The sequence below is a fragment of the Xanthomonas sp. AM6 genome, assembly GCF_025665335.1.
GTDB lineage: Bacteria > Pseudomonadota > Gammaproteobacteria > Xanthomonadales > Xanthomonadaceae > Xanthomonas_A.
Genome location: NZ_CP106869.1, coordinates 1,254,111 through 1,279,780 on the forward strand (window position 1 = coordinate 1,254,111; position 25,670 = coordinate 1,279,780).

Genomic DNA, 25,670 nt, shown 5'->3' on the forward strand with positions numbered 1-25,670 from the left:
GCAGCATGGACGCTGTGCCGAATCCCGAATCCAGGCCTCACACCGCCTGCAGCAACCGCAACCCGAACGCATCGTCCTGCGCATTCCAGCCGTGGCTGACCCGCAGGCCGGCCGCGGCGGCCATCTCGCCGAAGCTCTGGTCGGTGTACTTGTGGCTGTATTCGACCTGCATTGCCTCGCCGGCGGCGAAGTCGAAGCGGCGCCCGCCCACGTTGACCTGCTGCGCGCGCTGGCTGACCAGGAAGGTCTCGATGCGCTGGCGTTCGCGCGAGTACACGGCGCGATGGCGGAACTGGTCCAGGGCGAAGTCGCTGCCGATCTCGCGGTTGAGCCGGCGCAGCAGGTTCACGGTGAACTCGGCGGTGACGCCGGCCGCGTCGTTGTAGGCCGCTTCCAGCACCGACACGTCCTTGACCAGGTCGATGCCGATCAGCGCGCAACCGTCCTGGCGCATCGTCGCGCGCATCGACGCCAGCAGCTTGATGCCGTCCTCGCGGGTGAAGTTGCCCAGCGTGGAGCCGGGGAAGAACACCAGCGTGCGGCGCGCGCTGCGCCGCGGCGCCGGCAGCGCCACCGGCGTGGTGAAGTCGGCGCAGACCGGCAGCATCTGGATGCGCGGGAAGCGCTCGGCCAGGCGCGCGGTGCTGGACATCAGCATGTCGCGCGAGATCTCGATCGGGGTATAGGCCACCGGCTCGCGCAGGCCGTCCAGCAGCAGTTCGGTCTTGCGCCCGCTGCCGCTGCCCAGTTCCACCACGTGCGCGCCACTGCCCACCGCCTGCGCGATCGACGGCATCCGCGCTTCCAGCAGGTCCAGCTCGGTGCGGGTCAGGTAGTACTCGGGCTGGCGAGTGATCGCCTCGAACAGGCGCGAGCCCTCGGCATCGTAGAAATACTTGGACGGCAACTGCTTGGGGCTGCGCGACAGCCCGGCGACCGCATCGGCGGCGATGTCGTCCGGCTGCGGGTGCAGGTCGGTGAGCGCGGCTTCGGTCAGTGCACGGGCGGTCACGGCGTTCATACGGGATCCTTGGCCAGGCGCACGCCGGCGAATTGCCACCGCGCATCGGAGGGAAAGAAGTTGCGGTAGCTGGCGCGGATGTGGTCGTGCGGCGTGGCGCAGCTGCCGCCGCGCAGCACCCATTGCGCGTTCATGAACTTGCCGTTGTATTCGCCCAGCGCGCCCGACCAGGGACGGAAGCCGGGGTAGGCCAGGTAGGCGCTGCCGGTCCATTCCCAGACGTCGCCGAACAGCTGCTGCAGGCCGGCCTCGCCGTGCGCGGCGGACTGCGGGTGCAGCGCATCGGCATCGGCGAAATTGCCGGCGATGGCCGCGCCGGTGGCGGCCTGTTCCCACTCGGCTTCGGTCGGCAGGCGCGCGCCCGCCCAGCGCGCGTAGGCGTCGGCCTCGAACAGGCTGATGTGGCAGACCGGCGCATGCGGATCGCGCTCGCGCCAGCCGCCCAGGGTGAATTCGCGCGCGCCGTCGGCATGCCAGTACAGCGGCCGCTGCCAATCCTCGGCGCTGCGCCGCGCCCAGCCGTCGCTGAGCCACAGCGCGACGTTGCGGTAGCCGCCGTCGGCGATGAACTGCGCGTACTCGGCATTGCTGACCGGGCGGCTGGCCAGCGCATGCGCCGGCACCAGCACGCGGTGCCGCGGCGACTCGTTGTCGTAGGCGAAGTCCGCGTGCGCCGGCCAGCCGGGGGCGCCGATCTCGCACAGCTGCTCGTCGCGCTGGATCCAGCGCAGCGCCGTGGCCGGCGCCTGCGTCGCGGCCAGATCGTCGCGGTACGCCGGGGCCAGCGGATTGCTCCAGAACGCGTGCTTGATGTCGGTCAGCAGCAGCTCCTGGTGCTGCTGCTCGTGGTGCAGGCCCAGTTCCAGCACCTGCAGCGTCTGCGCCGACAGGTCCCCGGCCTGCAGCCGCGCCAGCACCCGGGTCTCGATCTCGGCGCGGTAGTCCAGCACCTGCGCCAGCGACGGACGCGACAGCACGCCGCGGCGCGGCCGCGCATGCATCGGGCCCACGCTCTGGTAGTAGCTGTTGAACAGGTAGTCCCACTGCGGATCGACCGCGCGGTAGCCGGCGTCGGCGGCCAGCACGAAGCGCTCGAAGAACCAGGTGGTGTGGGCGAGGTGCCATTTCGCAGGACTGGCGTCGTCCATGCTCTGCACCATCGCGTCTTCCTCGCTCAACGGCGCGGCGAGCTGGCCGGTGCGCTGGCGCACGTGGCGGAAACGCGCCGCCAGCGGCACGGCGGACGCCGCGGGCGAGGGGGATGCCGCCGGAGAGGTCGCTTGCATCCGCCAAGCTTAGGGGAAGACCGTGAACATGCCGTCATGCGTGGTGGAACGGCGCGTTACGCTAGGGCCTGTCAATGCGCTGGGGCACCGCATCCCCAAGCGCGCCAACCGGCCTCACTGCCCATGCCTCCAGCAGCTTCGTCCAACGCTTCCCCGTTCGCCTCCGAAGCGCCGCCCGTCCCGGTCGATTTCGCCGCGGCGCCGCAGGCCTTCGTCCTGCCCGATGGGGTGCGCTATCTGGACACCGCCAGCAAGGGGCCGCGGCTGGCCAGCGCGCTCGCCGCCGGGCAGGCGGCGCTGGCCGCGTCGGTCGCGCCGTGGACGCTGTCCTTCGACGCCTGGCGGGAGCAGATCGAGCAGCTGCGCGGCCTGGCCGCGGCGACCCTGTTCGAGGGCGATGGCGACGGCCTGGCGATGGTGCCGTCGGCCGCCTACGGCCTGGCCACCGCGGCGCGGCAATTGCCGCTGGCGGCCGGCGAGGCGGTGCTGCTGCTGGACGGCCAGTTTCCATCGAACCTGCTGCTGTGGCAGCAGCGCTGCGCCGAGACCGGCGCGCAGCTGGCGGTGGTGCAGCGCGGACCGCAGCAGGACTGGACCGAGGCGGTGCTGGCGGCGCTGGACGCGCAGCCGCGGGTGCGGATCGCGACGCTGCCGCATGCCTACTGGCGCGACGGCACGTTGCTGGACCTGGACCGCATCGCCGCGCGCGTGCATGCGGCCGGCGCGGCGCTGGTGCTGGACCTGAGCCAGAGCCTGGGCGTGCTGCCGGCGCGACTGGCGGCGTGGCGGCCGGACTTCGTGGTCGCGGTCGGGCACAAATGGCTGCTCGGGCCGATGGGGCTGGCCTGGCTGTGGGCCGCGCCGCACTGGCGCGCGCATGGCGTGCCGATCGAGCATCACTGGCAGACCCGCGATCCGGGCGCCGACTGGCATTTCCCGGCCGAGGCGGCGCCGCCGTTCCGCGCCGGCGCGCGCCGCTTCGATGCCGGCGGCGTCGCCGACCCGCTGCGGCTGGCGATGGCCACCGCGGCGCTGCGGCAGCTGCAGCAGTGGGAACCGGCGCGGATCGCGGCGCGGCTGGGCGAACTCGGCACGGCGTTCGAGGATGAGCTGCAGGCGCAGGGCGCGGGCGACTGGATCGCGCCCGGGCACGCGCCGCATCTGTACGCGCTGCGCCCGCCGCTGCCGGCGATGCAGGCCTTGCTGCCGTGGCTGCAGCGCACACAGGTGATCTGCACGCACCGCCACGGCGCATTGCGCATCGCGCCGTACCTGCAGCTGAGCCCGGAGGCGATGCGCGGGCTGGCGCGGGAGATGGTGGCCGTGGCGCGCGGGTGAGCGTGGGTTCGAGATGCTTCCGGGTGCAGGCTTCGGCCCAGTTGGTGGCTGGTGCCTGGAAGGTTTATCGCTTCGCTCGTCGCGGCTGAAGCCGCTCCTACAGGGGCTTGCGAAGAGTTTGCTGGGCGCACTGTAGGAGCGGCTTCAGCCGCGACCGTCGCCGGCGCCGGGAGATTTGCCGCTGCGTTCGTCGCGACTGAAGTCGCTCCCACAGGGCAGTTTCGGCGCGCTTGCTGGATGCATTCTGGGAGGGCTTCAGCCCTGACCGTGGCCGGAGCCGGAAGGTTTGCTGCTTTTCATTTGTCGCGACTGAAGCTGCTCCTACAGAGGATTGGAGCGAGTTTGCTGGGTGCGCTGTAGGAGCGGCTTCAGCCGCGACCGTCGCCGGCGCCGGGAGATTTGCCGCTGCGTTCGTCGCGACTGAAGTCGCTCCCCCAGGGAGGCTTGCGGCGAACTTGCTGGGACTTGTAGGAGGGGTTTTCAGTTCCCGGCTGTGACTGGGCCGGAAGGTCTGCTGCTCCATTCGTCGCGGCTGAAGCCGCTCCTACAGGAGGCTTGCGGTGTGCCTGCTGGTGCACTGTGGGAGGGACTTCAGTCCCGACGGGTTCCGAAGCCGATCGCTGGCCAGCGCCACGAGCGTGACCGAGGGCTGGGCATGCGATGCGTTCCGCTGTTGCCCGGGTGAGCGGCGCCCGCGCGTCCGGGCTTCAGCGCCGTGCCGCCAGGCGCAGGCCGCGCGGAGTCAGCCAGCGTTCCAGGCCCTCGAACAGCGCTTGCACCAGCAGTGCGAGCAACGCCGCCGGCACCGCGCCTTCCAGGATCAGGCCGATGTCGTCCAGGCGGATGCCGGTGAGGATCGGCTGGCCGTAGCCACCGGCGCCGATCAAGGCGCCCAGGGTCGCGGTGCCGACGTTGATCACCGCGGCGGTCTTGATTCCGGCCAGGATGGTGCGCAAGGCCAGCGGCAGTTCGATCCGCCACAGCCGCGTGCCCGGCGGCAGGCCGATCGCCGCGGCGGTCTCGCGCAGTTCGCGGGCGATGCCGGTCAGGCCGGCATGGGTGTTGCGCACGATCGGCAGCAGGCTGTACAGGAACAGCGCGGCGATCGCCGGTTGGGCGCCGATGCCGAACAGCGGGATCATGAACACGAACACCGCCAGCGACGGCAGCGTCTGCAGCACCCCGGTCAGCGACAGCACCACCTGGCCGAGCCGCGGCCGGTAGGCGGCGAGGATGCCCAGCGGCAGCGCCACCAGCAGCGCCAGGCCCAGCGACAGGCCGACCAGCGCCAGGTGTTCGCGGGTGCGCTGCAGCAGGCGCGCCAGCCGGCCGTCCTGGGCCGGGGCGGCGATGCCCAGCCATTGCGCGGCGATCGCGCTTTCGGCGCGCTTGTCCAGCTTCGCCTCGGCGTTGAGCCGTTGCATCGTCGCCGCGTCGATGCGCCCGCCCAGGCCTTCCAGCGCCTGCACGAACCGCGGCGCGCGCTGCGCCAGGTCGCTGCGATACAGGAACACCGCGGCGTAGCGCGGGAAGTAGCGGCGGTCGTCCTGCAGCACCAGCAGGTCGTGCGCGGGGATCTCGGCGTCGGTGCTGTACAGGTCGGTGAGGTCGATCGCGCCGCTGTCCAGCGCGCGATAGGCCAGGTCGTGGTCCAGCCCGGTCGGCGTCTGCGGCAGCCGGTAGGCGTCGCGCACCCCGGGCCAGCCGTCGGCGCGCGAGACGAACTCGTTGCTGAGCCCGAGCTTCAGCGCCGGATGCGCGGCCAGGTCGGAGATGCGCGCGATGCCCAGCGCTTGCGCGCGCTGCCGGCGCATGCCGAACGCATAGGTGTTGTCGAAGCCCAGCGGCGCGCTCATCGCCAGGCCGCGCCGGGCCAGAGCGCGGCGCAGCGCGGCATCGTCGGCGTCGGGCAGTTGCAGCAGCTCCGCGGCCAGGGTGCCGGTGTACTCGGCATAGGCGTCGATCGAGCCCTGCTCCAGCGCGCGCCACAGGATGCGGGTGCCGCCGAGCTGGCGCCGGTGTTCGACCTCCACGCCGGCCTGGCGTCCGGCGCCGGCGGCGATCTCGCCGAGCACCACCGCCTCGGTGAAGTTCTTCGAGCCGACCACCACTTTCGCCGGCGCCGCCGCTGCGCTGCCGGCGCACAGGGCCAGCAACGCCGCGAGCGCGACCAGCGGCGCCGCGCGGCGCCGCACCGAGGCCGTCACCGCGCATCCTCCAGCGTGCGCTGCGCGTGCAGGAACTGGCCGACGAACGGCTCGGCCGGCGCGTCCAGCAGTGCGCGCGCGCTGCCCTGCTGCACGATGCGCCCGCCGCGCATCAGCACCAGCGTGTCGCCCAGGTAGGCGGCCTCGGCGACGTCGTGGGTCACCAGCACCACGGTCTTGCCGAGCAGCGCGAACAGCTCGCGCATCTGCGTCTGCAGCTCGTGGCGCACGATCGGGTCGAGCGCGCCCAGCGGTTCGTCCAGCAGCAGCACCGGCGGATCCAGCAGCAGCGCGCGGATCAGGCCGACGCGCTGGCGCTGGCCGCCGGACAGCTCGGCCGGATAGCGCGCCAGCAGCGTGTCGGGCAGGCGGCACAGCGCGGCCAGTTCGTGCAGCCGCGCATCGATCCGCGGCCGCGCCCAGCCCAGCGTCCGCGCCAGCAGCGCGGCGTTGTCGCGCGCGCTCAGGTGCGGGAACAGTCCGCCCTCCTGGATCACGTAGCCGATGCGGCGGCGCTGCGCCAGCAGCGTGGCGCGGCGCAGCGGCTCGCCCTGGAAGCGGACCTCGCCGGCGTCCGGCCATTCCAGCCCGAGCAGCATGCGCAGCACGCTGGACTTGCCGGCGCCGCTGGGGCCGATCAGCGCGGTGGTGCGGCCGGGGGCGATGGCCAGATCGACCCGGTCCAGCGCGAGCGTGTCGCCGTAGCGGCGGGTGACCTGGTGCAGTTCGAACATGCGTCCAAGCATAGCCGGGCCGCGCGGTCGGGGGGCGCGAAGGCGCGGCGCGGCCGGCGGATTCCGTCGGCCGGGTCGAGCGACAGGTGCGGCATCGACGTCGGCCCCGCCAGGCCGTACGTCAGCCGACGTGGTCTTCCACGCCCTGCAGGTCGATCTGGTCGAGCGGTTCGTAGAGATCGATCGCGGCGACCACGTTCGCAGCGTCGGCACGCTCTGCGCGACGCTGTCGCAGCAGCCACCGGCGCCGGGCGGCGCACGGCCCGCCAACGAAAAAGGGGCCTTGCGGCCCCTGTCTGGTTGCGTCCGGCGGTCTGGCTCAGCGGGCCATCTGCGAGTTGGACTGCCCGGTGGAAGCGGACTTCTCGCCGGCGAACGGGTTGAGCTTGCGGATCATCCACGGGTACTTCGGCCAGTGGCCGGTCAGCCACGGGTGCTTGGGCTCGTTGAGTTCCAGCACCCGGCGCGCGTCGTCGGCCAGCGGCTTGTTGCCCAGATGGGTGTAGGCCTCGGCCAGCACCGCCACCGCGTCGTACTGGTAGGCGCTCTGCGGATAGGTCTCCAGCAGGTAGGTGGCGCGGCCGGCGGCCGAGACCCAGGCGTCGCGGCGCAGGTAGTACAGCGCGTTGTCCAGTTCCTGCTGGGCGAACACGTTGCGCAGCGCGATCATGCGCTGGCGCGCGTCGGCGGCGTAGCGGCTGTTCGGGTAGCGCTCGGCGACGATGTTGAAGTCGGCGTAGGCCTGCTGCGGCGTGGACAGGTCGCGGCGGCTCGGGTCCAGCGACCACACCCGGCGCAGGAACACCGTGTCGCGGTTGCCGTTGGACAGCCCGCGCAGGTAGTACATGTAGGCGATGTTGCGGTGGGTCGGGTAGGTGCGGATGAAGCGGTCGATGCTGGACACCGCGTCGTCGTGCTTGCCCGCCTTGTACTGGGCGTAGGCGGTCTCGATCATCGCCTGCTCGGTGTACTGGCCGTAGGGGTACTGCGCGATCAGGCGCTTGAAGCTGTTCTCGGCGCCGGCCCAGTTGCCGCTCTCCATCTGCGAGTGCGCCTTCTGGTAGAGCTGCTCCACCGGCATCCCTTCCTCGGGATTCTTGTTCTTCTGGCGGTGGCAACCCGTCGCCACGACGACCATGACCAGCATCAGGGCGATGAAACGGACGTGCGCGGAGAGCGGGACGGAGCGTCGGATCATGGGTTCGGGCAGGACACGTCAGGAATACGAAGGGGCGATGATAGCCTAGTGGCCTGTCCGGCGACTGACTACGGCCGCCGCGACCCTCCCTTTCCGACGTAGCCGTGCCCTTTCATGCCCAATACCCTCCCGGACGCCCCCGAGGACGCCGCCCCCGACGGCCCGCGCCAGGCGCGCGTGCCCGACCATGCCGCCGGCCGCCGCTTCGACGCGGTGCTGGCCGAGCTGTTTCCCGAATTCTCGCGTTCGCGCCTGGCCGAGTGGATCAAGTCCGGCGACGCGCTGCTGGACGGCGCCCCGGCACGGCCGCGCGACGCCCTGCGCGGCGGCGAGATCGCCAGCCTGCACGCGGTGCTGGAGACCCAGACCCACGCGCTGCCGGAGGACATCCCGCTGGAAGTGCTGTACGAGGACGACCAGGTCATCGTGCTGAACAAGCCGGCCGGGCTGGTCGTGCACCCGGGCGCCGGCAATGCCAGCGGCACCCTGGTCAACGCCCTGCTGTACCGCGATCCGTCGCTGGCGGCGCTGCCGCGCGCCGGCATCGTGCACCGCCTGGACAAGGACACCAGCGGCGCGATGGTGGTGGCGCGCACGCTGCCGGCGCACACCTCGCTGGTGGCGCAGCTGTCGGCGCGCGACGTGCACCGCCAGTACCTGGCGGTGGTGGCCGGGCCGCTGGTCTCCGGCGGCACCGCCAATGCGCCGATCGACCGCCATCCGCGCGACCGCCTGCGCATGGCGGTGCGCGAGGACGGCCGCGACGCGGTCACCCACTACCGGCTGCGCGAGCGCTTCCGCGCCCATACCGCGCTGGAATGCCGCCTGGAGACCGGGCGCACCCACCAGATCCGCGTGCACATGGCGCACCTGAAGCACCCGATCATCGGCGATCCGCTGTACGGCGGCCCGCTGAAGCTGCCCAAGGGCGCCACCGAGGACCTGATCGCCGAATTGCGTGGCTTCAAGCGCCAGGCGCTGCATGCCGAGACGCTGGAGTTCAAGCATCCGGTGCATGGCGAACCGGTGCGCGCCACCGCCGCGGTGCCGGCCGACCTGCAGCGCCTGCTGGCGGCGCTGCGCGAGGATTCGCGGCTGGCCGCCGAACAGGCGCGGCGCTGAGCATGGCCGTGGCGGGCACGGTGAAGCCGGGCAGGGGCAGTGGCGGAGTCGCGCAGGCGGCGCGCCTGCGGGCTGCACGGTGCCCAGTGGTGCAGGACGCGGCCGGGACCGCCGGCCGGCTGCGGGCGACCACCGGCCGCATTGCGAAGCGCCGCATCGGGACCGCCGCCGTGCCGCGGGCAGCTCTCCATGGCTGACGCCGCCGGCTTCTTCCTCGCCGCGGACTGGCCGGCGCCGCCACGGGTGCGCGCGCTGACCACGCTGCGCCACGGTGCCGGCGCCTCGTTGCCGCCGTTCGACCGTTTCAACCTGGGCAACCGCAGCGCCGCCGACGGCGACGATCCGGCCACGGTGCAGCGCAACCGCGACGAACTGGCCGCCCGCCTGGCACTGCCGTCGCCGCCGCACTGGTTGCGGCAGGTGCACGGGGTGCAGGTGCTGCGCCTGGAGCGGCCGCCCGCCGCCATCGGCATCGACGCCGAGCCGACCGCCGACGCCGCGGTCACCGCCGTGCCCGGCGTGGTGCTGGCGATCCTGACCGCGGACTGCCTGCCGGTGGTGTTCGCCGCGCGCGACGGCAGCGAGGTCGGCGCCGCGCATGCCGGCTGGCAGGGCCTGGCCGGCGGCATGCTGGAGGCCACCGTCGCCGCGCTGCGCACGCCGCCGGCGCAGCTGCAGGCCTGGCTGGGGCCGGCGGCCGGCCCGCAGGCGTACGAGATCGGCGCGAACGTGCGCGATGCGTTCCTGGACCACGACCCGGCCGCCGCCAGCGCCTTCGCCGCCACCCGCCCCGGCCACTGGCGGGTGGATCTGTATGCGCTGGCGCGGCAACGCCTGGCCGCCGCCGGGCTGGACCCGGCGCATGTGCACGGCGGCGGACTGTGCACGATCTCCGATCCGCACCGCTTCCATTCCTATCGCCGCGACCGCCGCAGCGGGCGCATGGCGACGCTGGCATGGATCGCGGACTGAGCGTGCCGCTGTTCGCGCGGCTGCTCGGCGACGGCTTCGCGCAGTTGCCGCCGGCGCTGCGCACGCTGCATTCGGTGCCACGGCGGCAGCGCTACCATGGCCGTGCCGAGGTGCGCCGCGGCCGCCATCCGCTGCTGCCGCTGTGCGCGTGGCTGGCGCGGTTGCCGCCGGCCAGCGCCGCCACGCCGGTCGACGTGGTCTTCAGCGCCGACGCGCAGGGCGAGCGCTGGCAGCGCCGCTTCGGCACGCATGCGATGCCGTCGCGGCTGTGGCTGCAGGACGGGCGGCTGCGCGAGCGCTTGGGCGCGGTCGAGTTCGAATTCGCGCTGCGCGTGGACGGCGCGGCCATCGTCTGGAGCGCCGCGCGCGCCTGGGCGTTCGGCGTGCTGCCGTTGCCGCGGCGCTGGCTGGCCGGCGTGCATTGCCGCGAAAGCGAGCGCGACGGCCGCTACGCGTTCCTGGTCGAGGTGGCGCTGCCGTGGATCGGCCCTTTCATCCGCTACGAGGGCTGGCTTGAGCCGGCCTGAGCGCCCGCGCCCGGCAGCGCCCGCGCTGGACGCGGACAGCGCGATCGTCGTGTTCGACGGAGTGTGCCTGCTGTGCAGCCGCTGGGTGCGCTTCCTGCTGCGCTTCGACCGCCGCGGCCGCTACCGCTACGCGTCGGTGCAATCGGCCAGCGGCCGCGCGCTGCTGCGCGACAACGGGCTGGACCCGGACGATCCGCTGTCGTTCCTGTTGCTGACGCCGCAGCGCGCGTGGACCGAGTCGGACGCGGCGATCGGCGTGATCGCCGGCCTTGGCGGCGCATGGCGCGGCGTTGCCGTGCTGCGCCTGCTGCCGCGGCGCTGGCGCGATGCCGGCTACCGGCTGCTGGCGCGCAACCGCTACCGCTGGTTCGGCACCTCCACGCAGTGCTTCCTGCCCGATCCCGAGCAGCGTTCGCGCTTTCTGGAGTGAGCGCGGCCGGCGGTGCGGCCGCGTGCGGGCGCCGGGCTCAGGCGCCGCGATGTCCTGCGACGCCGCGGACCACCGCGGCGGCGCTTCGCCTAGCCGGCGCTGCGCAGCAGCGGGGTGACGTTGCTGCCGTGCGCGGCGGCGCCGCGGTCGATGCGGAACACCGCCACCGCGGTGGCCAGGCTGCCGGCCTGTTCTTCCATGCTGCGTGCGGCGGCGGTCGCTTCCTCGACCAGCGCGGCGTTGCGCTGGGTCACCTCGTCCAGCTGCATCACCGTGCGGTTGACCTGCTCGATGCCGCTGGACTGCTCGGCGCTGGCGGCGCTGATCTCGCCGATCAGCCCGGTCACGCGCTGCACCGAGCCGACGATCTCGTGCATGGTCGCGCCGGCGCGGTTGACCAGCCCCGAGCCCAGCGTCACCTTGTGCGTGGAGTCCTCGATCAGGCCCTTGATCTCCTTGGCCGCGTCCGCCGAGCGTTGCGCCAGCGAGCGCACTTCCGAGGCGACCACGGCGAAGCCGCGGCCCTGCTCGCCGGCGCGCGCCGCTTCCACCGCGGCGTTGAGCGCCAGGATGTTGGTCTGGAAGGCGATGCCGTCGATGACGCTGATGATTTCGCCGATGCGCCGCGAGGAACTGCTGATCGCGCTCATCGTGGCGACCACCTCGTCCATCACCTTGCCGCCGGACTGGGCGATCTCGCCGGTGCCCTGCACCAGGCCGTTGGCCTGCTGCGCGTTGTCGGCGTTCTGCTTCACCGCCGAGGTCAGTTCTTCCATCGAACTGGCGGTTTCCTCCAGGCTCGCCGCCTGCTGCTCGGTGCGGTCGGACAGGTCGGTGTTGCCGGCGGCGATTTCCATCGAGGCGCGGCGGATCGCCTCGACCGCGCCCTGGATGCCGACGATGATCTCGGTCAGCTTGGCCACGGTGCGGTTGGTGTCCTCGCGCAGCTGCGCGAACACGCCCTGCGCCTGGCCGTCGACGCGGTGGGTGAGGTCGCCTTCGGCCAGCGCGGCCAGCGCGCTGGCCAGCGCCGCCAGGTTGCTTTCCACCGAATCGGAGATGCGGTTGACGCCTTCGGCCAGCGCCTTGAGCACGCCGTCCATCGTCGCGGTGTCGATGCGGCGGCTGAAGTCGCCGTGCGCGGCGGCCTCGATCACCGTGGTCAGCGCCTGCTCGGCGTTGACCTGCGCGGTCACGTCCTCCCACTGCGCGATGGTGCCCAGGCGCACGCCGTCGGCGCCGGTGATCGGGCTGTACACGAAATCGATCTGGCGGCCGAAGAACGGCGCGCGCACGCGCTTGGAACCGGTCAGCGCGCGCATGCGGTCGATCGCCGCCTGGCTGTCCGGATAGATGTCGCCGATGCTGCCGCCGACGAAGCCTTCGGCGCGGAACTCGGGGCGGAAGCTCTGCACGTCCGGCTCGATCGCGCGCAGCATCTGCAGCAGCTTGCGGTTGGCGAAGTGCACGCGGCCGTCGTCGTCGGCGATGCGCACCATGGTGTCCAGGTCGTCCAGCGCCTGGATCACGAAGCGGCCGCGGCGCAGTTCGGCCTCGGTCTCGGCCTGGCGCGCGGCCAGCCGCGCCTGCGCGGCCTGCAGCGCGCGCAGCAGCGCCGCGTCCGCGCCATTGCCGGCGGAGGCCAGGCGCTGCTCGAAGCGGCCTTCGCCCAGCGCCTGCACCGCTTGCACCGCGTGCTGCAGCGACGGCGCCGCGAGCCGCAGGCCGGCCCAGTACAGCGCCGCCACCATCAACGCCGCGATCGCCAGCGCCGGCGCCAGGCGCGCCAGCGCCGGTCCGTCCGGCCCGAGCTGGCGGCCGACGTGCAGCGCGTACAGCGCCATCGCCAGCAGGCCCAGCGCATAGGCCAGGGCGAGCAGCAGCGGGCGCAGGTGCGGACGGGAGCCGCCGGTCGAGGGAAGGGCTGAGGCGTCTGGCAAGGTCATGGCGGCTACCGGCTGGGAAGCGTCGGCGCAGTCCATTCGCGTCGGCGGTTCATCGTGAATGTCTTCCAGTATCGGCCGGCAGGTTCGCCGGCTTGACCGCGCCGGGTGCCGCTCGTCGGAAAGATTCGACCTGAATGGGCACGGCAGGTAGCTGAATACGCTGGTTTTTATGCTGCGCTGCGATGTCGGGCGGCGCATGCCGCGCTCTCGGCCGGTGCACCGTCGCCGGCACGGATGGCCGCCGCAGCCGCAGCCGCAGCTGCCGGACGCGGCAACGCGGACGCGCCCCTCGGACCGGCGGGCCACAGCCTCCTCCAAACGAAACCGGCCGTCTCGCGACGGCCGGTGGGGTCGAACGGCAGCGGCGGGGGCGCCTATTTCGCCGTGGCGGCGTCGGGCAGCGTCCAGGCGATCACGCTGTCGCCGGGCTTGGTCTCCATGCGGTCGTGGCCGCCGATCGCGGCGACGATGTACTGCTTGCCGTCGACCGTGTAGCTCAGCGGCGCGGCCTGCGGGCCGGCCGGGACCCGCACTTCCCACAGCAGCTCGCCGGTCTGGGTGTCGTAGCCGCGCAGGAAGTTGTCCAGCGCCGCGCCGATGAAGGTGACGCCGCCGGCGGTGGCCAGCGAGCCGCTGTTGTTCGGCGTGCCCAGCTCGAACTTCATCTTCGACGGGATGCCCATCGGGCCCTGGTCGTAGCCGGTGCCCAGCGGACGCCGCCAGATCACCTGCTGGGTGCGCAGGTCCACGCCGGAGATGTAGCCCCACGGCGGGGCGATGCACGGGGTGTTCAGCGGCGACATCCACGGCTCCTTGCGCGCGCCGTAGGCCAGGCCTTCCTGGGCCATGTAGCCGGGCGTCCTGCTCTTGCCGTTGAACACCGAGACCACGCCCAGTTGCTCCATCTTCTGCCGCGGGTACACGTTCTCGGTGTACGGCAGGCGGTTGCTGTTCATCACCATGATGCCGCGCTGCAGGTCCACCGACACGCCGCCCCAGTTGATGCCGCCGTGGTTGCCGGTGAACGACAGCGAGCCGCCGAGGCTGGGCGGGGTGAACATGCCTTCGTAGCGTAGCTGCTTGAACTGGATGCGGCAGGCCAGCTGGTCGAACGGGGTGATGCCCCAGGCGTCGGACTCGACGATGGTCTCGTAGTCCTTGCTCGGCGCGCCGACGGTGTTGGGCATGCCCGGCGAAACCGGCTGGGTCTTGGCGGTCCAGTCGCCGTGGTCGGTGCCCTGCGGCACCGGCAGCTGCTGCACCGGCATGATCGGCTTGCCGGTCTCGCGGTCGAGCACGAACACCTGGCCGGACTTGGTCGCCTGGATCACCGCCGGGCGCGTGCCGCCGCCGGGCACCGGGAAATCGACCAGGTTCGGCTGCGGGCCGATGTCGTAGTCCCACAGGTCGTGGTTGACCGTGCGGAAGTGCCAGCGCTCCTTGCCGGTGGCCGCGTCCACCGCGACCAGCGAGGCGGTGTATTCCTCTTCCTGCGGGGTGCGGCCCTTGCCGAAGAAGTCGCCGGAGGCATTGCCGGTGGGCAGGTAGACCAGCCCCAGTTCGTCGTCGGCGGCCATCAGCGACCACACGTTCGGGGTCGAGCGGGTATAGGTCTGCCCGGCCGGCGGCGCGGCGTCGATCGCCGGGTTGCCCAGGTCCCAGGCCCAGCGCAACTGGCCGCTGACCGCGTCGAAGGCGCGCACCACGCCCGACGGCGCGTCGCGTTCCTGGCCGTCGCGGACCTGGCCGGTGGGCTGGATCACCACCCCGCGCATCACCACCGGCGGCGAGGTCGGGCCGACGAAGCCGGGCTTGGTGTTGCCGGTGTCCTTGTTCAGATCGACGTAGCCGTGGTCGCCGAAGCTCTCGCACAGCTTGCCGGTGGCGGCGTCGAGCGCGCCCAGGCGGCCGTCGACCATCGGCCAGAAGATGCGCTTGGCGCATTCGGCGACCGGGGTGGTGGCCTCGAAATAGGACACGCCGCGGCAGGTGGTGGCGGCGACGCCGGCCATCGCCTTGGGGTCGGTCTTGGGATCGAAGCGCCAGCGTTCCTTGCCGGTGCTGGCCTCGACCGCGATCACCTTCTGCGTGGGCGTGCAGATGTAGACCAGGTCGCCGACCTTCAGCGGGGTGTTCTGGAACGCGTAGCCGAGCTTGGAGCCAGCCGGCTTGAGGTCGCCGGTATGGAATTCCCAGGCGATCTTCAGGTCCTTGACGTTGGCCGGGGTGATCTGCGCGCCGGGGCTGTAGTGGTTGGACAGGTTGGAGCCGGCATAGGCGGTCCAGTTGCCGGCATCGTGGTTGGCGGCGACGTTGCCGTCGGGGCTGGGCACGGCGGCGCGGCTGAACGCGGCCTGCGGCCGCTGCGCGGCCAGCGCGGGGTCGGCCAGCTCGATCGTGCGCGGGAACAGCAGCGGACCGAACACCAGCAGCGCGCCGAGCACCGGCAGCACGCCGGCGACCAGCGCGTAGCCCAGGCCGGACAGCGGCGCCAGGCGCCGGCGCGCCACCTTCCAGAACGGCAACAGCAGCAGGCCCAGCACCGAGATCATCGCCAGGCGCGGGATCAGCGCCCAGCCGTCCAGGCCGACTTCGGCCAGCGCCCAGGCGATGGTCGCGGCCAGGGTCAGGCCGAACAGCCACAGCCCGGCGCGGCGGCCGAGCGCCAGCAGCACGCCGGACACGGCCAGCGCCAGGCCGGCCAGCAGGTAGTACCAGGAGCCGCCGACGGCGACCAGTTGCCCGCCCATGAAGGCGAGCGCGATGCCCAGCAGGGCGATGACCACGGCATAGGCGGCGAACAGCCAGCGGCCGGGTCCGTGTGTGGGGGAATGATCGGTCATGGGATGGGGAAGGTCTGGCGAGGGTCCGCGCGCGTCGCGGAAAGCGGCTGCGGCGCCGTGCGGATCGTGGAGGGGAGCAGGCGAGGGCATGGCCGCATCGGCGGTGGTCCTGCGCACTTCGGGACAGCGCGCCACCCCTCCCAGGGTGCAGACAACGGCGCGCTGCGTGCGCCAATTTTAAGCGCGGCCGGTGTGCTGACCGTGACGGCAAACGAAACCTTGCGTCCCGCGGGCAGGGTTTGCGAAGCCCGGAAATGGAGACGTGGTGCCCGGACATGCGTGGAAACCGGGGCATCACCCGATTTTTCGTCGCGACGCGCTCGACCATGCGGCATGTCGATTCATGCGTGCGCGCTCCACGAAGGCCTCGCAGGAGCGGCGCAGCGTGGCACGGCGTCGTGGAACGGGCACGCCGGCGACCTCGCCGCAACGATGGCCAGATTCCCGGCGCCGCCTCCCGCAGATTGCTCACCTGCGGGAGAAGGAGAGCGAAGCCTCAGCCCTCCAGCGCCTGCAGGTAGCGCTGCCGCCACACGCCGATGTCGTTCTTGCGCAGATGGTCCATCATCGTCTGCCAGCGTTCGATGCGCTTGGCCTTGGGCAGCGAGGCGGCGGTGGCGATGGCGTCGGCGACGCCGTCCAGGTCGTGCGGATTGACCAGCAGCGCCTCCTTCAGTTCGTCGGCGGCGCCGGCCAGCAGCGACAGCACCAGCACGCCCGGATTCTCCGGGTCCTGCGCGGCCACGTATTCCTTGGCGACCAGGTTCATGCCGTCGCGCAGCGGCGTCACCAGGCCGACCTGGGCGGCGCGGTAGAAGCCGGTCAGGGTGGCGTGGGTGAAGTTGCGGTTGACGTAGCGCAGCGGGGTCCAGTCCGGCTCGGCGTGGCCGCCGTTGATGTGCCCGGCGATCTGCTCGAGCTGGTTGCGCAGTTGCTTGTACTCGGTGACGTCGCCGCGCGAGACCGGCGCGATCTGCAGGTAGGTCAGGCTGCCGCGCTGGTCCGGATGCCGCTCCAGGTAGCGCTCGAAACCGAGGAAACGCTCGGGCAGGCCCTTGGAGTAGTCCAGCCGGTCCACGCCGATCGCCAGCTGGCGGTCGCGCAGGCTGCTGCGCAGGTCGCGCACCGCCGGCTTGGTCACCGCCGCGCGCGCCTGCTGCGCGATCAGCTCGGTATCGATGCCGATCGGGAACTTCTCGGCGCGGAAGCGGCGCCCGCCGGGCGCTTCCAGCACGCCGTCCTGGATCACCTTGCCGCCGCCGAACAGGCGCACGTAGGCCTGGAAGCGGTCCACGTCGCGCTGGGTCTGGAAGCCGACCAGGTCGTAGGCGTAGAAGCCGGAGAACAGCCGCGCGTGGTCGGGCAGGGCCTGGATCAGGTCGGCCGAGGGGAACGGCACGTGCAGGAAGAAACCGATCTTGCAGCCGATGCCGCGCTCGCGCAGCAGCGAGGCCAGCGGGATCAGGTGGTAGTCGTGGATCCACACCGTGTCGTCTTCGCGCAGCAGCGGCGCCAGCTTCTCGGCGAACATCGCGTTGACCCGGCGGTAGCCTTCGCGGGTGGCGCGGTCGTAGTCCACCAGGTCCAGGCGGAAGTGCAGCAGCGGCCACAGCGTGCGGTTGGCGAAGCCGTTGTAGTACGCGTCCAGGTCGGCGCGGTTGAGGTCCATGGTGACGAAGCGGATGTCGCCCTGGGTCTGCTCGTGCAGCGCGCCGCTGTCGCCGCGCACGGTCTTGCCGCTCCAGCCGAACCACACCCCGCCGCGTTCCTTCAGCGCGGCCAGCAAGCCCACCGCCAGGCCGCCGGCGCGGTTCTCGCCGGGCAACGCCACGCGGTTGGATACCACTACGAGTCTGCTCATGAAGCCTCCTGCCAGCTGCGCGACAATCGCATCGCGGCGATGATCAAGCCGACGTGCGAGTAGGTTTGCGGGAAATTGCCCCAGGCTTCGCCGCCGTCGAAGGCCAGATCCTCCGACAGCAGGCCCAGGTGGTTGCGGCGCGCGAGAATGCGCTCGAACAGTTCGCGCGCCTCGTCCTTGCGCCCGATCGCGGCGAGCGCGTCGATGTACCAGAACGTGCAGATGGTGAAGCTGGTTTCCGGCTCGCCGAAATCGTCCGGCGCCACGTAGCGGTACAGCGCGTCGCCGTGCTTGAGGTCGCGGCCGATCGCCTCGACCGTGGCGACGAAGCGCGGATCGTCCGGGGCGATGAAGCCGATGTCGGCCAGCAACAGCAGCGAGGCGTCCAGGCGATGGCCGTTGAAGGTGTCGGTGAAGTGGCCGCGCTCGGCGCTCCAGGCGTCGGCCAGCACCCGCGCGTGGATGGTGTCGGCGCGCTCGCGCCAGTAGGCCACGCGCGCGTCCATGCCCAGCCGCGCGGCGATCTTGGCCAGGCGGTCGCAGGCGGCCCAGCACATCGCGCTGGTGTAGGTGTGCACCTCGGCGCGGCCGCGGAATTCCCACAGCCCGGCGTCGGGCACGTCGTGCAGCGCGAACGCGCGCTCGCCCAGCGGTTCCAGGCGCAGGAAGGTATCGGCGTCGCCCGGGTCCTTCAGGCGCAGGTCGAAGAACAGCTGGGTGGAAGCCAGCACCACGCTGCCGTACACGTCGTGCTGCTTCTGGATCCAGGCCAGGTTGCCGCGCCGCACCGGGCCCATGCCGCGGTAGCCGGCCAGCGATTCGACCTCGTGTTCCTCCAGCGCCGCCTCGAAGCCGATGCCGTACAGCGGCTGCAGGCTGCCGTCGGTGGTGGCGATGTTGAAGATGTAGCCGAGGAACTGCTCCATCGTGCGGGTGGCGCCGAGCCGGTTCAGCGCGCGCACCACGAAGGCGGCGTCGCGCAGCCAGCAGTAGCGGTAGTCCCAGTTGCGCGGCGTGTCCGGCGCTTCGGGGATGGAGGTGGTCATCGCCGCGATGATCGCGCCGCTGTCCTCGTACTGGCACAGCTTCAGCGTGATCGCGCTGCGGATCACCGCGTCCTGCCAGTCCAGCGGCACCGACAGGTAGCGCACCCACTCGCGCCAGTATTCCTCGGTGCGTTCCTGCGCTTCCTGGATGTAGCCGGTCAGCGAGCGGGTCAGCGATTCGTCCACGCCGAGCATCAGGTTGACCGGATGGTTGAGCACGAACGGCAGTTCGTCGCGGATGAAGCGCACCGGCACGTCGGTGGTCAGGCGCAGGGTGAAGTCCGGCAACAGCCAGCGCACGTGGTTGCTGCCCCAGGTGCTTTCCGGCTTGCGCGCGCCCCAGTCGGCCAGCGGCCGCGCCAGCACGCGGATGCGCGGGTTGCCGGACAGCGGCCGCACTTGGCGGATGATGCTGACCGGCCGGTAGAAGCGGCCGTGGTTGCGCCAGCGCGGCGCGAAGTCGATCACCTCCACCGCGCCGCCGTGCGCGTCGCGCAGCACGGTGCGCAGGATCGCGGTGTTGGCCAGGTAGTGCTGCTCGCTGTCGACGAAATCCTCCAGCTCGATGCTGAAATCGCCGCCGGGGTGGTCGCGCGGCGACAGCAGCGCGCAGAACGCCGGGTCGCCGTCGAAGGCCGGCAGGCAGCTCCACACCACGCGGGCCTGTTTGTCGACCAGCGCGCCGAAGCTGCCGTTGCCGATCACGCCGAGGTCGAGGTTGGGGGAACTCATGGAGCGGGCGGGTCCTTGTGCAGGGCGGGAGGGAAGGCGGGGACGAATCGGGCGCGCGCTGGCGCAGGCGCCGCGCTCATGCGGCGTTGTCGCGCAACCATGCGTGTACGCCGTGTGTATCGGGCAGCGCGAACGTCGCCGCGCTGTCCTCGCGCGTGCCGACCAGCACGCTCCAGCCGCCGGCGCGGTTGGCGGCCTGGAAACCGAACTCGTCGGTGAGGTCGTCGCCGACGAACACCGGGCGCCGGCCCTGGAACGGCGGCTGCTGCAGCAGCGTGGTCACCGCCAGGCCCTTGTCGCTGCCCTCGGGCACGAACTCGACCACGTGGTCGCCCGGCTGCAGGCGGTAGCCGGGCAGCGCGCCGATCTGTTCCTGGGCGAAGGCAAGCACCTGCGCGCCGGCGTCCGGCGCGGCGCGCCAGTGCAGCGCCATGCTGGCGCCCTTGTCTTCGATCAGCACGCCCGGATGCGCCTGGCGCAGGTGCGCGGCGCGCTGGTGCAGGCCATGCAGCCACTGCGAGGTGTCGGCGGGCATCGCCGCGCGCGCATTGATGTCGCTGCGCAGCTCGTGGCCGTGCAGGCCGGCGGCCGGCAGGCGCAGGGGTGCGAACAATGCATCCAGCTGCGCCAGCGGCCGTCCGCTGACCAGCGCCAGCGCGCCGTGCAGCCGGTCGCTGATGCGGCCGATCGCCTCGCGCACCTCCGGCAGCAGGTGCACGCCGTCGGGACGGTCGGCGAAAGCGATGAGGGTGCCGTCCACATCCAGGAACAATGCGCAGGCATCGTCAAGGCGCGGCGGCGGCGGTCGGAGGGGGAGCGCGTCAGCCATCCGTTCATGGTGGCGCAGGCGGCGTTAGCGCGAGGTGGAGTGGGTGGAGCCGGGATTGGGGATTCGGGATTGGCAAAAAGCCACACGCGGCCCCGCTGTGACGAATCCCCAATCCCAAATCCCAATCCCGCACCTTCGTCAGAAGGTGTACCTCACCCGCCCATAGTAATAAGCGCCGTTGCTGCCGATCGGCGACAGCACGTCGTAGGGCAGGTTGCCGAAGTAGTAGATGTCGGTATTGGAGCGGTCGGAGTAGTTGTCGGTGAGGTTCTGCCCGCCCAGCGCCACGCTCCACTGCGGGGTGATGCGGTATTCGACCTCGGCATCGAGCTGCCACTCGGCGCCGTAGGTCTGCCGCGGCACGAAGCCGTCGCCGAAGTCGAACACGCGGGTGGCGCTGCCGTAGCGGCTGACGCGGGTCTGCAGCGCCCAGCGGTCGTTGCTCCAGTTCGCGGCGAACTGGGCGCGGGTGCGCGGTGCGGCGTCGGTCAGGGTGTTGCTCTCCTCCACGCCGAACAGCACGTAATCGGGATTCAGCGCCAGCAGTTGCGATGGAGTGGCGACCACGTTCTCCAGTTCGGTCTTGGCGTAGCTCCAGGTGCCGGTCAGCTGCAGCTGGCCGTTGCCCAGTGCCTGGCGCCAGTTGCTGACCAGCTCGGCGCCGCGGGTGCGGGTGTCGGCGGCGTTGACGAAGAAGCTGGCGCTCTGCAGGCCGCTGACGCCGAAGTTCTGCGCCACGAACGCGGTCAATGCATCGCCACTGATGTCCTCCGACAGCGCGATGCGGTCGTCGATGTCGATCTGGAACAGGTCCAGCGACAGGTCGAAGTGCGAACCGATGCGGCTGGTGAAGCCGAGGCTGTAGTTGACCGACTTCTCCGGCTTCAGCGCCTTCGCGCCCAACGCCTGCGCGATCGGGTTGTTGACCGACAGCAGCCGGCCCTGCAGCAGCTGGCCGGATGCGTCGTAGCCGGTGGAGGTGGCCTCGTAGCCGATCTGGCTCAGCGACGGCGCATGGAAGTTGTTGGAGATCGCGCCGCGCAGCGCGAACGCCGGCACGAACTCGTAGCGCGCGGCCAGCTTGCCGGTCAGCTCGCCGCCGAAGTCCTGGTAGTGCTCGTAGCGCGCGGCCAGGTCGGTGGAGAACTTGTCGCCGAACTGGCTGGACAGGCTGGCGTAGGCGCTGGCGACGTTGCGCGACAGGTCGGCCGCATCCTGCGGGGTCAACCCGCCGCCGGCCTGGGCGCCGGTGGGGCGGTCGGTGTAGGCGCCGGCGGCGTAGCTGGCCGGATCGCCGGGACGGGTGCGGTAGTGCTCGCGGCGGAATTCCACGCCGCTGCCGACGCTGTGGGTGGCGCCGGCCGCGTCGAAGCTGCGGCTCAGGTCCAGGTTGGCCACGCTCTGCTCGAAGGCGTAGTCGCCGGTCTTGAAGCGGGTCGGGCTGCCGGGGCCGAGCGAGGCGTTGAGCGAGTTCTTCAGCCGGTAGGTGAAGTCGTTGCGGCCGTAGTCGAGGCTGGCGTCGTAGGCCCATTCGCCCCATTGCCCGCGCGCGCCGGCCACGCCCTGCAGGTCGCGGTTCTCGCCCAGCGACACCGGCCGGTAGCCGTTCGGGTAGACCTCGGTCCAGTTGGCGTCGCTGTCGGGATAGCGGAAGTAGTTGGCGCCGCGCGTGTCGCGCTGGTTGTAGGTGCCGAAGAAGTAGAACTCGCTGCCCTGGCCGAACGGCAGCTTGCCGTTGATCCAGGCGTTGAGGTCCTTGCTGGCGCCGTCGCCGAGCACGTAGTTGCGCTTGCCGGCCAGGGCCAGGTTGGCCGGGGTCTGTGCCTCGAAGAACGGGATCTGGTCGTAGCCGGCGCGGTTGGTGCCCTCGCGGTTCTTCAACTCCAGGCCGACCTTGAAGAAGCCGCCGTCCTCGCCCAGGCGGGTGCCGACCTTGGCGCTGGCGTAGCTGGTCTGGCCGTCGGTGACGGTGCGGTCGATCGGCTTCACGTCGGTGTGGTGGGCGCCGAAGCTGGCCTCCAGCGCGCCGCTGTCCGGGTCGTCGTCGAGGATCACGTTGATCACCCCGGCCACCGCGTCCGAGCCGTACTGCGCGCCGGCGCCGTCGCGCAGCACTTCGATGCGCTGGATGGCGCTGACCGGGATCGCGTTGAAATCCACCGGCGTGGTGCCCTTGCCGATCTTGCTGTCGGTGTTGACCAGTGCCGAGGTATGGCGGCGCTTGCCGTTGACCAGCACCAGCACCTGGTCGGGCGAGAGCCCGCGCAGCTGCGCGGCGCGGATGTGGTCGGCGCCGCCGGAGTTGGACTGGCGCGGGAAGTTGAACGAAGGCAGCAGCGCCTGCAGCGCGCTGCCCAGTTCGCCGTTGACCACGCCGGCCTTGCGGATGTCCTCGGCGCTGAGCACGTCCACCGGCGCGGTGGACTCGAGCACGGTGCGGCCGCTGGCGCGGGTCCCGGTGACGATCACCGTGTCCAGGTTGGTCGCGGCGGCCGGCTCGGCCTGCTGCGCCAGGGCGGGGGCCGACAGGGCCAGGGCGATGGCCAGGCTCAGCGGCTTGGCGAACGGGTGCGACATGGGGGGCTCTCTCCTGCAGTGGCGCGAAGACCGGCCGCGGCGGTGGTCCGTGCGCCGCGGGCGGATCGAAATTTGGTTACATCCATCCGGATGAAGCGATATATTATCTTATCGTTAACGCGGCCGCGAGCTACCGCGTCCGTTCCGTTCGGCATCAGCTGATGCCCGGCGGTTATCGGGCGGGTGCCGCTGTCGTCGCCTACCATCGCGTCCTTCCGTTCCGACTGCCGAGACCTGCCGATGCTGTTGCGCGCCCCCTTGCTTGCCGTGTTCCTGGCCCTGACCGCCTGCGCCAGCGTGGCGCCCTCGGCTTCCACCGCGCCGGCCACGGCCAGCGCCACGCTGCAGGGCGACGCCGCGCGCCCGGCACAGGCCAGCGGCTGGGTGCGCAGCGAGCTGTACTTCGGCGTCGGCGAGGAGAGCGGTCCGGCCGATCGCCCGCAGGCCGAGCCGATCAGCGAGGCGCAATGGCGGGCGTTCCTGGACAAGCAGGTCACGCCGCGCTTCCCCGACGGGCTGACCGTGTTCGACGCCTACGGTCAGTGGCTGTTCCGCGGCGCCAAGGAGCCGAACCGGCTCAACACCAAGGTGCTGGTGATCCTGCACGAGGACACGCCGCAGCGCCGCGCCGACATCGAGGCGATCCGGCTGGCGTGGAAGCAGGCCACCGGGCACCAGTCGGTGCTGTGGTCGCGGCAGGCGGTGGAGGTGTCGTTTTGAAGCCGGGATTCGGGATTGGGGATTGGGGATTCGGAAGAGCGGGGCGATGACGTTCTCGATCCGCCAGGACGATCTGTCCGGTGAAGCGGTGCGCGCGTTGCTCGCGTACCACCTGCAGCAGATGCATGCGCAGTCGCCGCCGGGCAGCGTGTATGCGCTGGACCTGTCCGGATTGCAGCGCGCCGACGTGACCGTGTGGAGCGTCTGGCGCGGCGATGCGTTGGCCGCGATCGGCGCGTTGCGCGTGCTGGGCGACGGCGGCGGCGAACTGAAGTCGATGCGCACCCATCCGGACTTCCTGCGCCAGGGCGCGGCCGCGGCCCTGCTGGAGCACATCGTGGACGCTGCGCGCGCCGCCGGCCTGCGTCGGCTGAGCCTGGAGACCGGGAGCGGCGCGGCCTTCGATGCGGCGCAGGGCCTCTACCGGCGCCGCGGTTTCCGCGACGGCCCCGCGTTCGGGGACTACGTGCCGAGTGCGTTCAACCGGTTCCTGCACCTGGACCTGTAGCCGCGCTGCGTTGCGCGGGCCGGGATGCTGCATCCCTGGCTGCGCGCCAATCCGGCCGCACCGCTTCCATTACCATCCCTCGACCCCCACGCGACCACCGCCCGCATGCCCACCAGCACCGCTTCTCCTTCCTCGCGCCCGCGCTGGTTCGTCGCCGGCGATCTCAACGGTTTCTTCGGGCTGGTGGTCGACAACCTGTCGATCCTCGGCTTCATCACCGCGGCCCTGGTCGGCCTGTTCCAGTTCCCGGCCGAGGTGATCTTCACCCGCATGATTCCCGGCACCGCGTTCGGCGTGCTGATCGGCAATCTGCTGTACACCTGGATGGCGCGGCGGCTGGCCGCGCGCAGCGGGCGCAGCGACGTCACCGCGATGCCGCTGGGCCTGGACGCGCCGACCAGCATCGGCATGGCGCTGCTGGTGCTCGGCCCGGCGTTCGTGCGCTACAAGCAGCAGGGCCTGGATCCGCAGGCGGCGGCGATCGCCACCTGGCACCTGGGCATGGCCGCGCTGGTGGTGATGGGCCTGCTGAAGACGGTGCTGTCGTTCTTCGGCGATGCGGTCACCCGCGCCCTGCCGCGGGCGGCGCTGCTCGGTTCGATCGCCGGCATCGCGCTGGTGCTGATGGGCTTTTTGCCGCTGCTGGAAACGCTGCGCGCGCCGCTGGTCGGGCTGGTCGTGCTGGGCCTGCTGCTGTACGTGCTGATCGCCAGGGGCCGCTTGCCGTACGGCCTGCCCGGGGTGCCGGTGGCGCTGGTGCTGGGCACCGGCCTGTACTACTGGTTGAACGCGGCCGGTTTCGGCATTCCCGGCTACCAGGCGCCGCAGTGGGTGGCGCCGCAGCTGGTGCTGCCGTGGCCGAGCCTGGGCTTCGTCGCCGGCCTGGCCGACACCGTGCCGCTGCTGCCGCTGCTGCTGCCGTTCGGCCTGCTGATGGTGGTCGGCGGCATCAACGTCAGCGAGAGCGCGCGCGCCGCCGGCGACGACTACCGCACCCGCGACATCCTGCTGGTGGAAGCCTGCTCGACGCTGGTCGCCGGCGTCTGCGGCGGCGTCGCCCAGACCACGCCCTACATCGGCCAGCCGGCGTACAAGCACATGGGCGCGCGCAGCGGCTACACGCTGCTGACCGGCCTGTTCATCGGCCTGGGCGGCATGCTCGGGCTGGTCGCCGGGCTGGTGCAGTGGCTGCCGATGGCGGTGCTGGCGCCGATCATCGTGTACGTGGCCATCGACATCACCACCCAGGCGTTCCAGGCCACGCCCAAGCGCCATGCCGGCGCGATGGTGCTGGGCTTCCTGCCGTCGGTGGCCTACCTGCTGGCGATCAAGGCGCCGGGCTGGATCCCGCCGGACAAGCTGGCCGCCTTGACCACCGCGCTGGACGGGCACGGGCTGCCCGAGCTGGCGGTGATCTTCACCCTGGGCAACGGTTTCATCATCACCGCGATGCTGTGGACCGCGGCGGTGGCGGCGATGGTCGACGGGCGCCTGCGCCGCGCCGCGGTGTTCCTGCTGGTGGCGGCCGGGCTGACCCTGTTCGGGCTGATCCACTCGGTGGATCCGCGCGGCGGCATCTACCTGCCGTGGACGCTCAGCGGCCTGCCCAAGCTGATCGCCTGGCAGTTCGCCGGCGGCTACGTGGCCCTGGCCGCGCTGCTCGGCCTGCTGTCGCTGCAGAAGCCGCGCGCGGTGCTGGTGGATTGAGCGCGCCGATGCCGGCGGCTCGCTGAAAGCAGCAGGCAGGGACCTGGCGGCGCGCGGAATCGCGCG

The 25,670-nt window shown here is 71.5% G+C and carries 19 protein-coding genes; 8 read left to right on the forward strand and 11 right to left on the reverse strand.

The window, feature by feature from the left end; genetic code table 11:
- Positions 1-37: 37 nt before the first annotated feature.
- The gene (egtD, locus tag OCJ37_RS05235) at positions 38-1,021 is read right to left on the reverse strand and encodes an L-histidine N(alpha)-methyltransferase (protein ID WP_263112631.1); all 984 of its coding nucleotides are present in this window, start codon (positions 1,019-1,021) and stop codon (positions 38-40) included.
- A complete protein-coding gene (gene egtB / locus OCJ37_RS05240) occupies positions 1,018-2,307 on the reverse strand; it encodes an ergothioneine biosynthesis protein EgtB (RefSeq protein WP_263112632.1) in 1,290 nt (429 codons plus the stop codon). The genes egtD and egtB overlap by 4 nt, the downstream gene beginning before the upstream one ends.
- Before the next feature lie 123 nt (positions 2,308-2,430).
- Between egtB and OCJ37_RS05245 the strand changes: the two genes are divergently transcribed.
- A complete protein-coding gene (locus OCJ37_RS05245; protein WP_263112633.1) occupies positions 2,431-3,645 on the forward strand; it encodes an aminotransferase class V-fold PLP-dependent enzyme in 1,215 nt (404 codons plus the stop codon).
- 707 nt (positions 3,646-4,352) lie between these two features.
- Here the strand turns inward: OCJ37_RS05245 and OCJ37_RS05250 are convergent.
- From OCJ37_RS05250 to OCJ37_RS05260, 3 genes are all read right to left on the reverse strand, one after another.
- Entirely contained in the window at positions 4,353-5,819 is a 1,467-nt protein-coding gene (locus OCJ37_RS05250) for an ABC transporter permease/substrate-binding protein (RefSeq protein WP_263113591.1), read from the reverse strand.
- A gap of 29 nt (positions 5,820-5,848) precedes the next feature.
- Complete coding sequence (locus OCJ37_RS05255) at positions 5,849-6,586, reverse strand: ATP-binding cassette domain-containing protein (RefSeq protein WP_263112634.1); 738 nt, start codon at positions 6,584-6,586, stop codon at positions 5,849-5,851.
- Between the two features lie 319 nt (positions 6,587-6,905).
- Positions 6,906-7,784 carry an outer membrane protein assembly factor BamD gene (locus OCJ37_RS05260; RefSeq protein ID WP_263112635.1) on the reverse strand — a complete coding sequence of 293 codons (879 nt, stop codon included), beginning with the start codon at positions 7,782-7,784 and terminating at the stop codon, positions 6,906-6,908.
- Between the two features lie 114 nt (positions 7,785-7,898).
- Here OCJ37_RS05260 and rluD point away from each other — a divergent pair, with 114 nt between their 5' ends.
- From rluD to OCJ37_RS05280, 4 genes are all read left to right on the forward strand, one after another.
- Entirely contained in the window at positions 7,899-8,906 is a 1,008-nt protein-coding gene (gene rluD / locus OCJ37_RS05265) for a 23S rRNA pseudouridine(1911/1915/1917) synthase RluD (protein ID WP_263112636.1), read from the forward strand.
- A gap of 189 nt (positions 8,907-9,095) precedes the next feature.
- Positions 9,096-9,878: a peptidoglycan editing factor PgeF gene (pgeF, locus tag OCJ37_RS05270; RefSeq protein WP_263112637.1), complete on the forward strand. Its 783-nt coding sequence runs from the start codon at positions 9,096-9,098 to the stop codon at positions 9,876-9,878.
- 2 nt (positions 9,879-9,880) lie between these two features.
- Positions 9,881-10,405, forward strand: a complete 525-nt coding sequence (locus OCJ37_RS05275; protein ID WP_263113592.1) for a DUF4166 domain-containing protein — start codon at positions 9,881-9,883, stop codon at positions 10,403-10,405.
- Positions 10,392-10,835 (forward strand): thiol-disulfide oxidoreductase DCC family protein, encoded by a 444-nt coding sequence (locus tag OCJ37_RS05280; protein WP_263112638.1) that lies wholly within the window; start codon positions 10,392-10,394, stop codon positions 10,833-10,835. Before OCJ37_RS05275 ends, OCJ37_RS05280 begins: the two co-directional genes overlap by 14 nt.
- 89 nt (positions 10,836-10,924) lie before the next feature.
- On the opposite strand, the gene OCJ37_RS05285 is transcribed toward OCJ37_RS05280, so the two are convergent.
- The 6 genes from OCJ37_RS05285 to OCJ37_RS05310 all read right to left on the reverse strand — a co-directional run bounded on the left by OCJ37_RS05285 (position 10,925) and on the right by OCJ37_RS05310 (position 22,669).
- On the reverse strand, positions 10,925-12,679 hold the full coding sequence (locus OCJ37_RS05285; protein ID WP_317633226.1) for a methyl-accepting chemotaxis protein: 1,755 nt from the start codon (positions 12,677-12,679) through the stop codon (positions 10,925-10,927).
- 476 nt (positions 12,680-13,155) lie between these two features.
- Positions 13,156-15,585, reverse strand: coding sequence for a membrane-bound PQQ-dependent dehydrogenase, glucose/quinate/shikimate family (locus OCJ37_RS05290; protein WP_263113594.1), 2,430 nt, complete (start codon positions 15,583-15,585; stop codon positions 13,156-13,158).
- A gap of 535 nt (positions 15,586-16,120) precedes the next feature.
- Positions 16,121-17,485, reverse strand: coding sequence for an alpha,alpha-trehalose-phosphate synthase (UDP-forming) (otsA, locus tag OCJ37_RS05295; RefSeq protein ID WP_263112639.1), 1,365 nt, complete (start codon positions 17,483-17,485; stop codon positions 16,121-16,123).
- On the reverse strand, positions 17,482-19,263 hold the full coding sequence (locus OCJ37_RS05300) for a glycoside hydrolase family 15 protein (RefSeq protein WP_263112640.1): 1,782 nt from the start codon (positions 19,261-19,263) through the stop codon (positions 17,482-17,484). The genes otsA and OCJ37_RS05300 overlap by 4 nt, the downstream gene beginning before the upstream one ends.
- Before the next feature lie 76 nt (positions 19,264-19,339).
- Positions 19,340-20,092: a trehalose-phosphatase gene (gene otsB / locus OCJ37_RS05305; protein ID WP_263112641.1), complete on the reverse strand. Its 753-nt coding sequence runs from the start codon at positions 20,090-20,092 to the stop codon at positions 19,340-19,342.
- A gap of 138 nt (positions 20,093-20,230) precedes the next feature.
- The gene (locus OCJ37_RS05310) at positions 20,231-22,669 is read right to left on the reverse strand and encodes a TonB-dependent receptor plug domain-containing protein (protein WP_263112642.1); all 2,439 of its coding nucleotides are present in this window, start codon (positions 22,667-22,669) and stop codon (positions 20,231-20,233) included.
- A gap of 240 nt (positions 22,670-22,909) precedes the next feature.
- On the opposite strand from OCJ37_RS05310, the gene OCJ37_RS05315 reads away from it, so the two are divergent.
- The 3 genes from OCJ37_RS05315 to OCJ37_RS05325 all read left to right on the forward strand — a co-directional run bounded on the left by OCJ37_RS05315 (position 22,910) and on the right by OCJ37_RS05325 (position 25,604).
- On the forward strand, positions 22,910-23,389 hold the full coding sequence (locus OCJ37_RS05315) for a DUF3574 domain-containing protein (RefSeq protein ID WP_263112643.1): 480 nt from the start codon (positions 22,910-22,912) through the stop codon (positions 23,387-23,389).
- 46 nt (positions 23,390-23,435) lie between these two features.
- A complete protein-coding gene (locus OCJ37_RS05320) occupies positions 23,436-23,897 on the forward strand; it encodes a GNAT family N-acetyltransferase (RefSeq protein WP_263112644.1) in 462 nt (153 codons plus the stop codon).
- Between the two features lie 105 nt (positions 23,898-24,002).
- A complete protein-coding gene (locus OCJ37_RS05325) occupies positions 24,003-25,604 on the forward strand; it encodes a hypothetical protein (protein ID WP_263112645.1) in 1,602 nt (533 codons plus the stop codon).
- The last annotated feature ends 66 nt before the right edge of the window (positions 25,605-25,670 follow it).

What these genes read in the sequence shown, in the direction of transcription:
- egtD (WP_263112631.1), bottom strand. Translation starts at nt 1,021, where the DNA reads ATGAACGCCGTGACCGCCCGTGCACTGACCGAAGCCGCGCTCACCGAC.
- egtB (WP_263112632.1), bottom strand. Translation starts at nt 2,307, where the DNA reads ATGCAAGCGACCTCTCCGGCGGCATCCCCCTCGCCCGCGGCGTCCGCC.
- OCJ37_RS05245 (WP_263112633.1), top strand. Translation starts at nt 2,431, where the DNA reads ATGCCTCCAGCAGCTTCGTCCAACGCTTCCCCGTTCGCCTCCGAAGCG.
- OCJ37_RS05255 (WP_263112634.1), bottom strand. Translation starts at nt 6,586, where the DNA reads ATGTTCGAACTGCACCAGGTCACCCGCCGCTACGGCGACACGCTCGCG.
- OCJ37_RS05260 (WP_263112635.1), bottom strand. Translation starts at nt 7,784, where the DNA reads ATGATCCGACGCTCCGTCCCGCTCTCCGCGCACGTCCGTTTCATCGCC.
- rluD (WP_263112636.1), top strand. Translation starts at nt 7,899, where the DNA reads ATGCCCAATACCCTCCCGGACGCCCCCGAGGACGCCGCCCCCGACGGC.
- pgeF (WP_263112637.1), top strand. Translation starts at nt 9,096, where the DNA reads ATGGCTGACGCCGCCGGCTTCTTCCTCGCCGCGGACTGGCCGGCGCCG.
- OCJ37_RS05285 (WP_317633226.1), bottom strand. Translation starts at nt 12,679, where the DNA reads ATGGCGCTGTACGCGCTGCACGTCGGCCGCCAGCTCGGGCCGGACGGA.
- otsA (WP_263112639.1), bottom strand. Translation starts at nt 17,485, where the DNA reads ATGAGCAGACTCGTAGTGGTATCCAACCGCGTGGCGTTGCCCGGCGAG.
- OCJ37_RS05300 (WP_263112640.1), bottom strand. Translation starts at nt 19,263, where the DNA reads ATGAGTTCCCCCAACCTCGACCTCGGCGTGATCGGCAACGGCAGCTTC.
- otsB (WP_263112641.1), bottom strand. Translation starts at nt 20,092, where the DNA reads ATGGCTGACGCGCTCCCCCTCCGACCGCCGCCGCCGCGCCTTGACGAT.
- OCJ37_RS05310 (WP_263112642.1), bottom strand. Translation starts at nt 22,669, where the DNA reads ATGTCGCACCCGTTCGCCAAGCCGCTGAGCCTGGCCATCGCCCTGGCC.
- OCJ37_RS05315 (WP_263112643.1), top strand. Translation starts at nt 22,910, where the DNA reads ATGCTGTTGCGCGCCCCCTTGCTTGCCGTGTTCCTGGCCCTGACCGCC.
- OCJ37_RS05320 (WP_263112644.1), top strand. Translation starts at nt 23,436, where the DNA reads ATGACGTTCTCGATCCGCCAGGACGATCTGTCCGGTGAAGCGGTGCGC.
- OCJ37_RS05325 (WP_263112645.1), top strand. Translation starts at nt 24,003, where the DNA reads ATGCCCACCAGCACCGCTTCTCCTTCCTCGCGCCCGCGCTGGTTCGTC.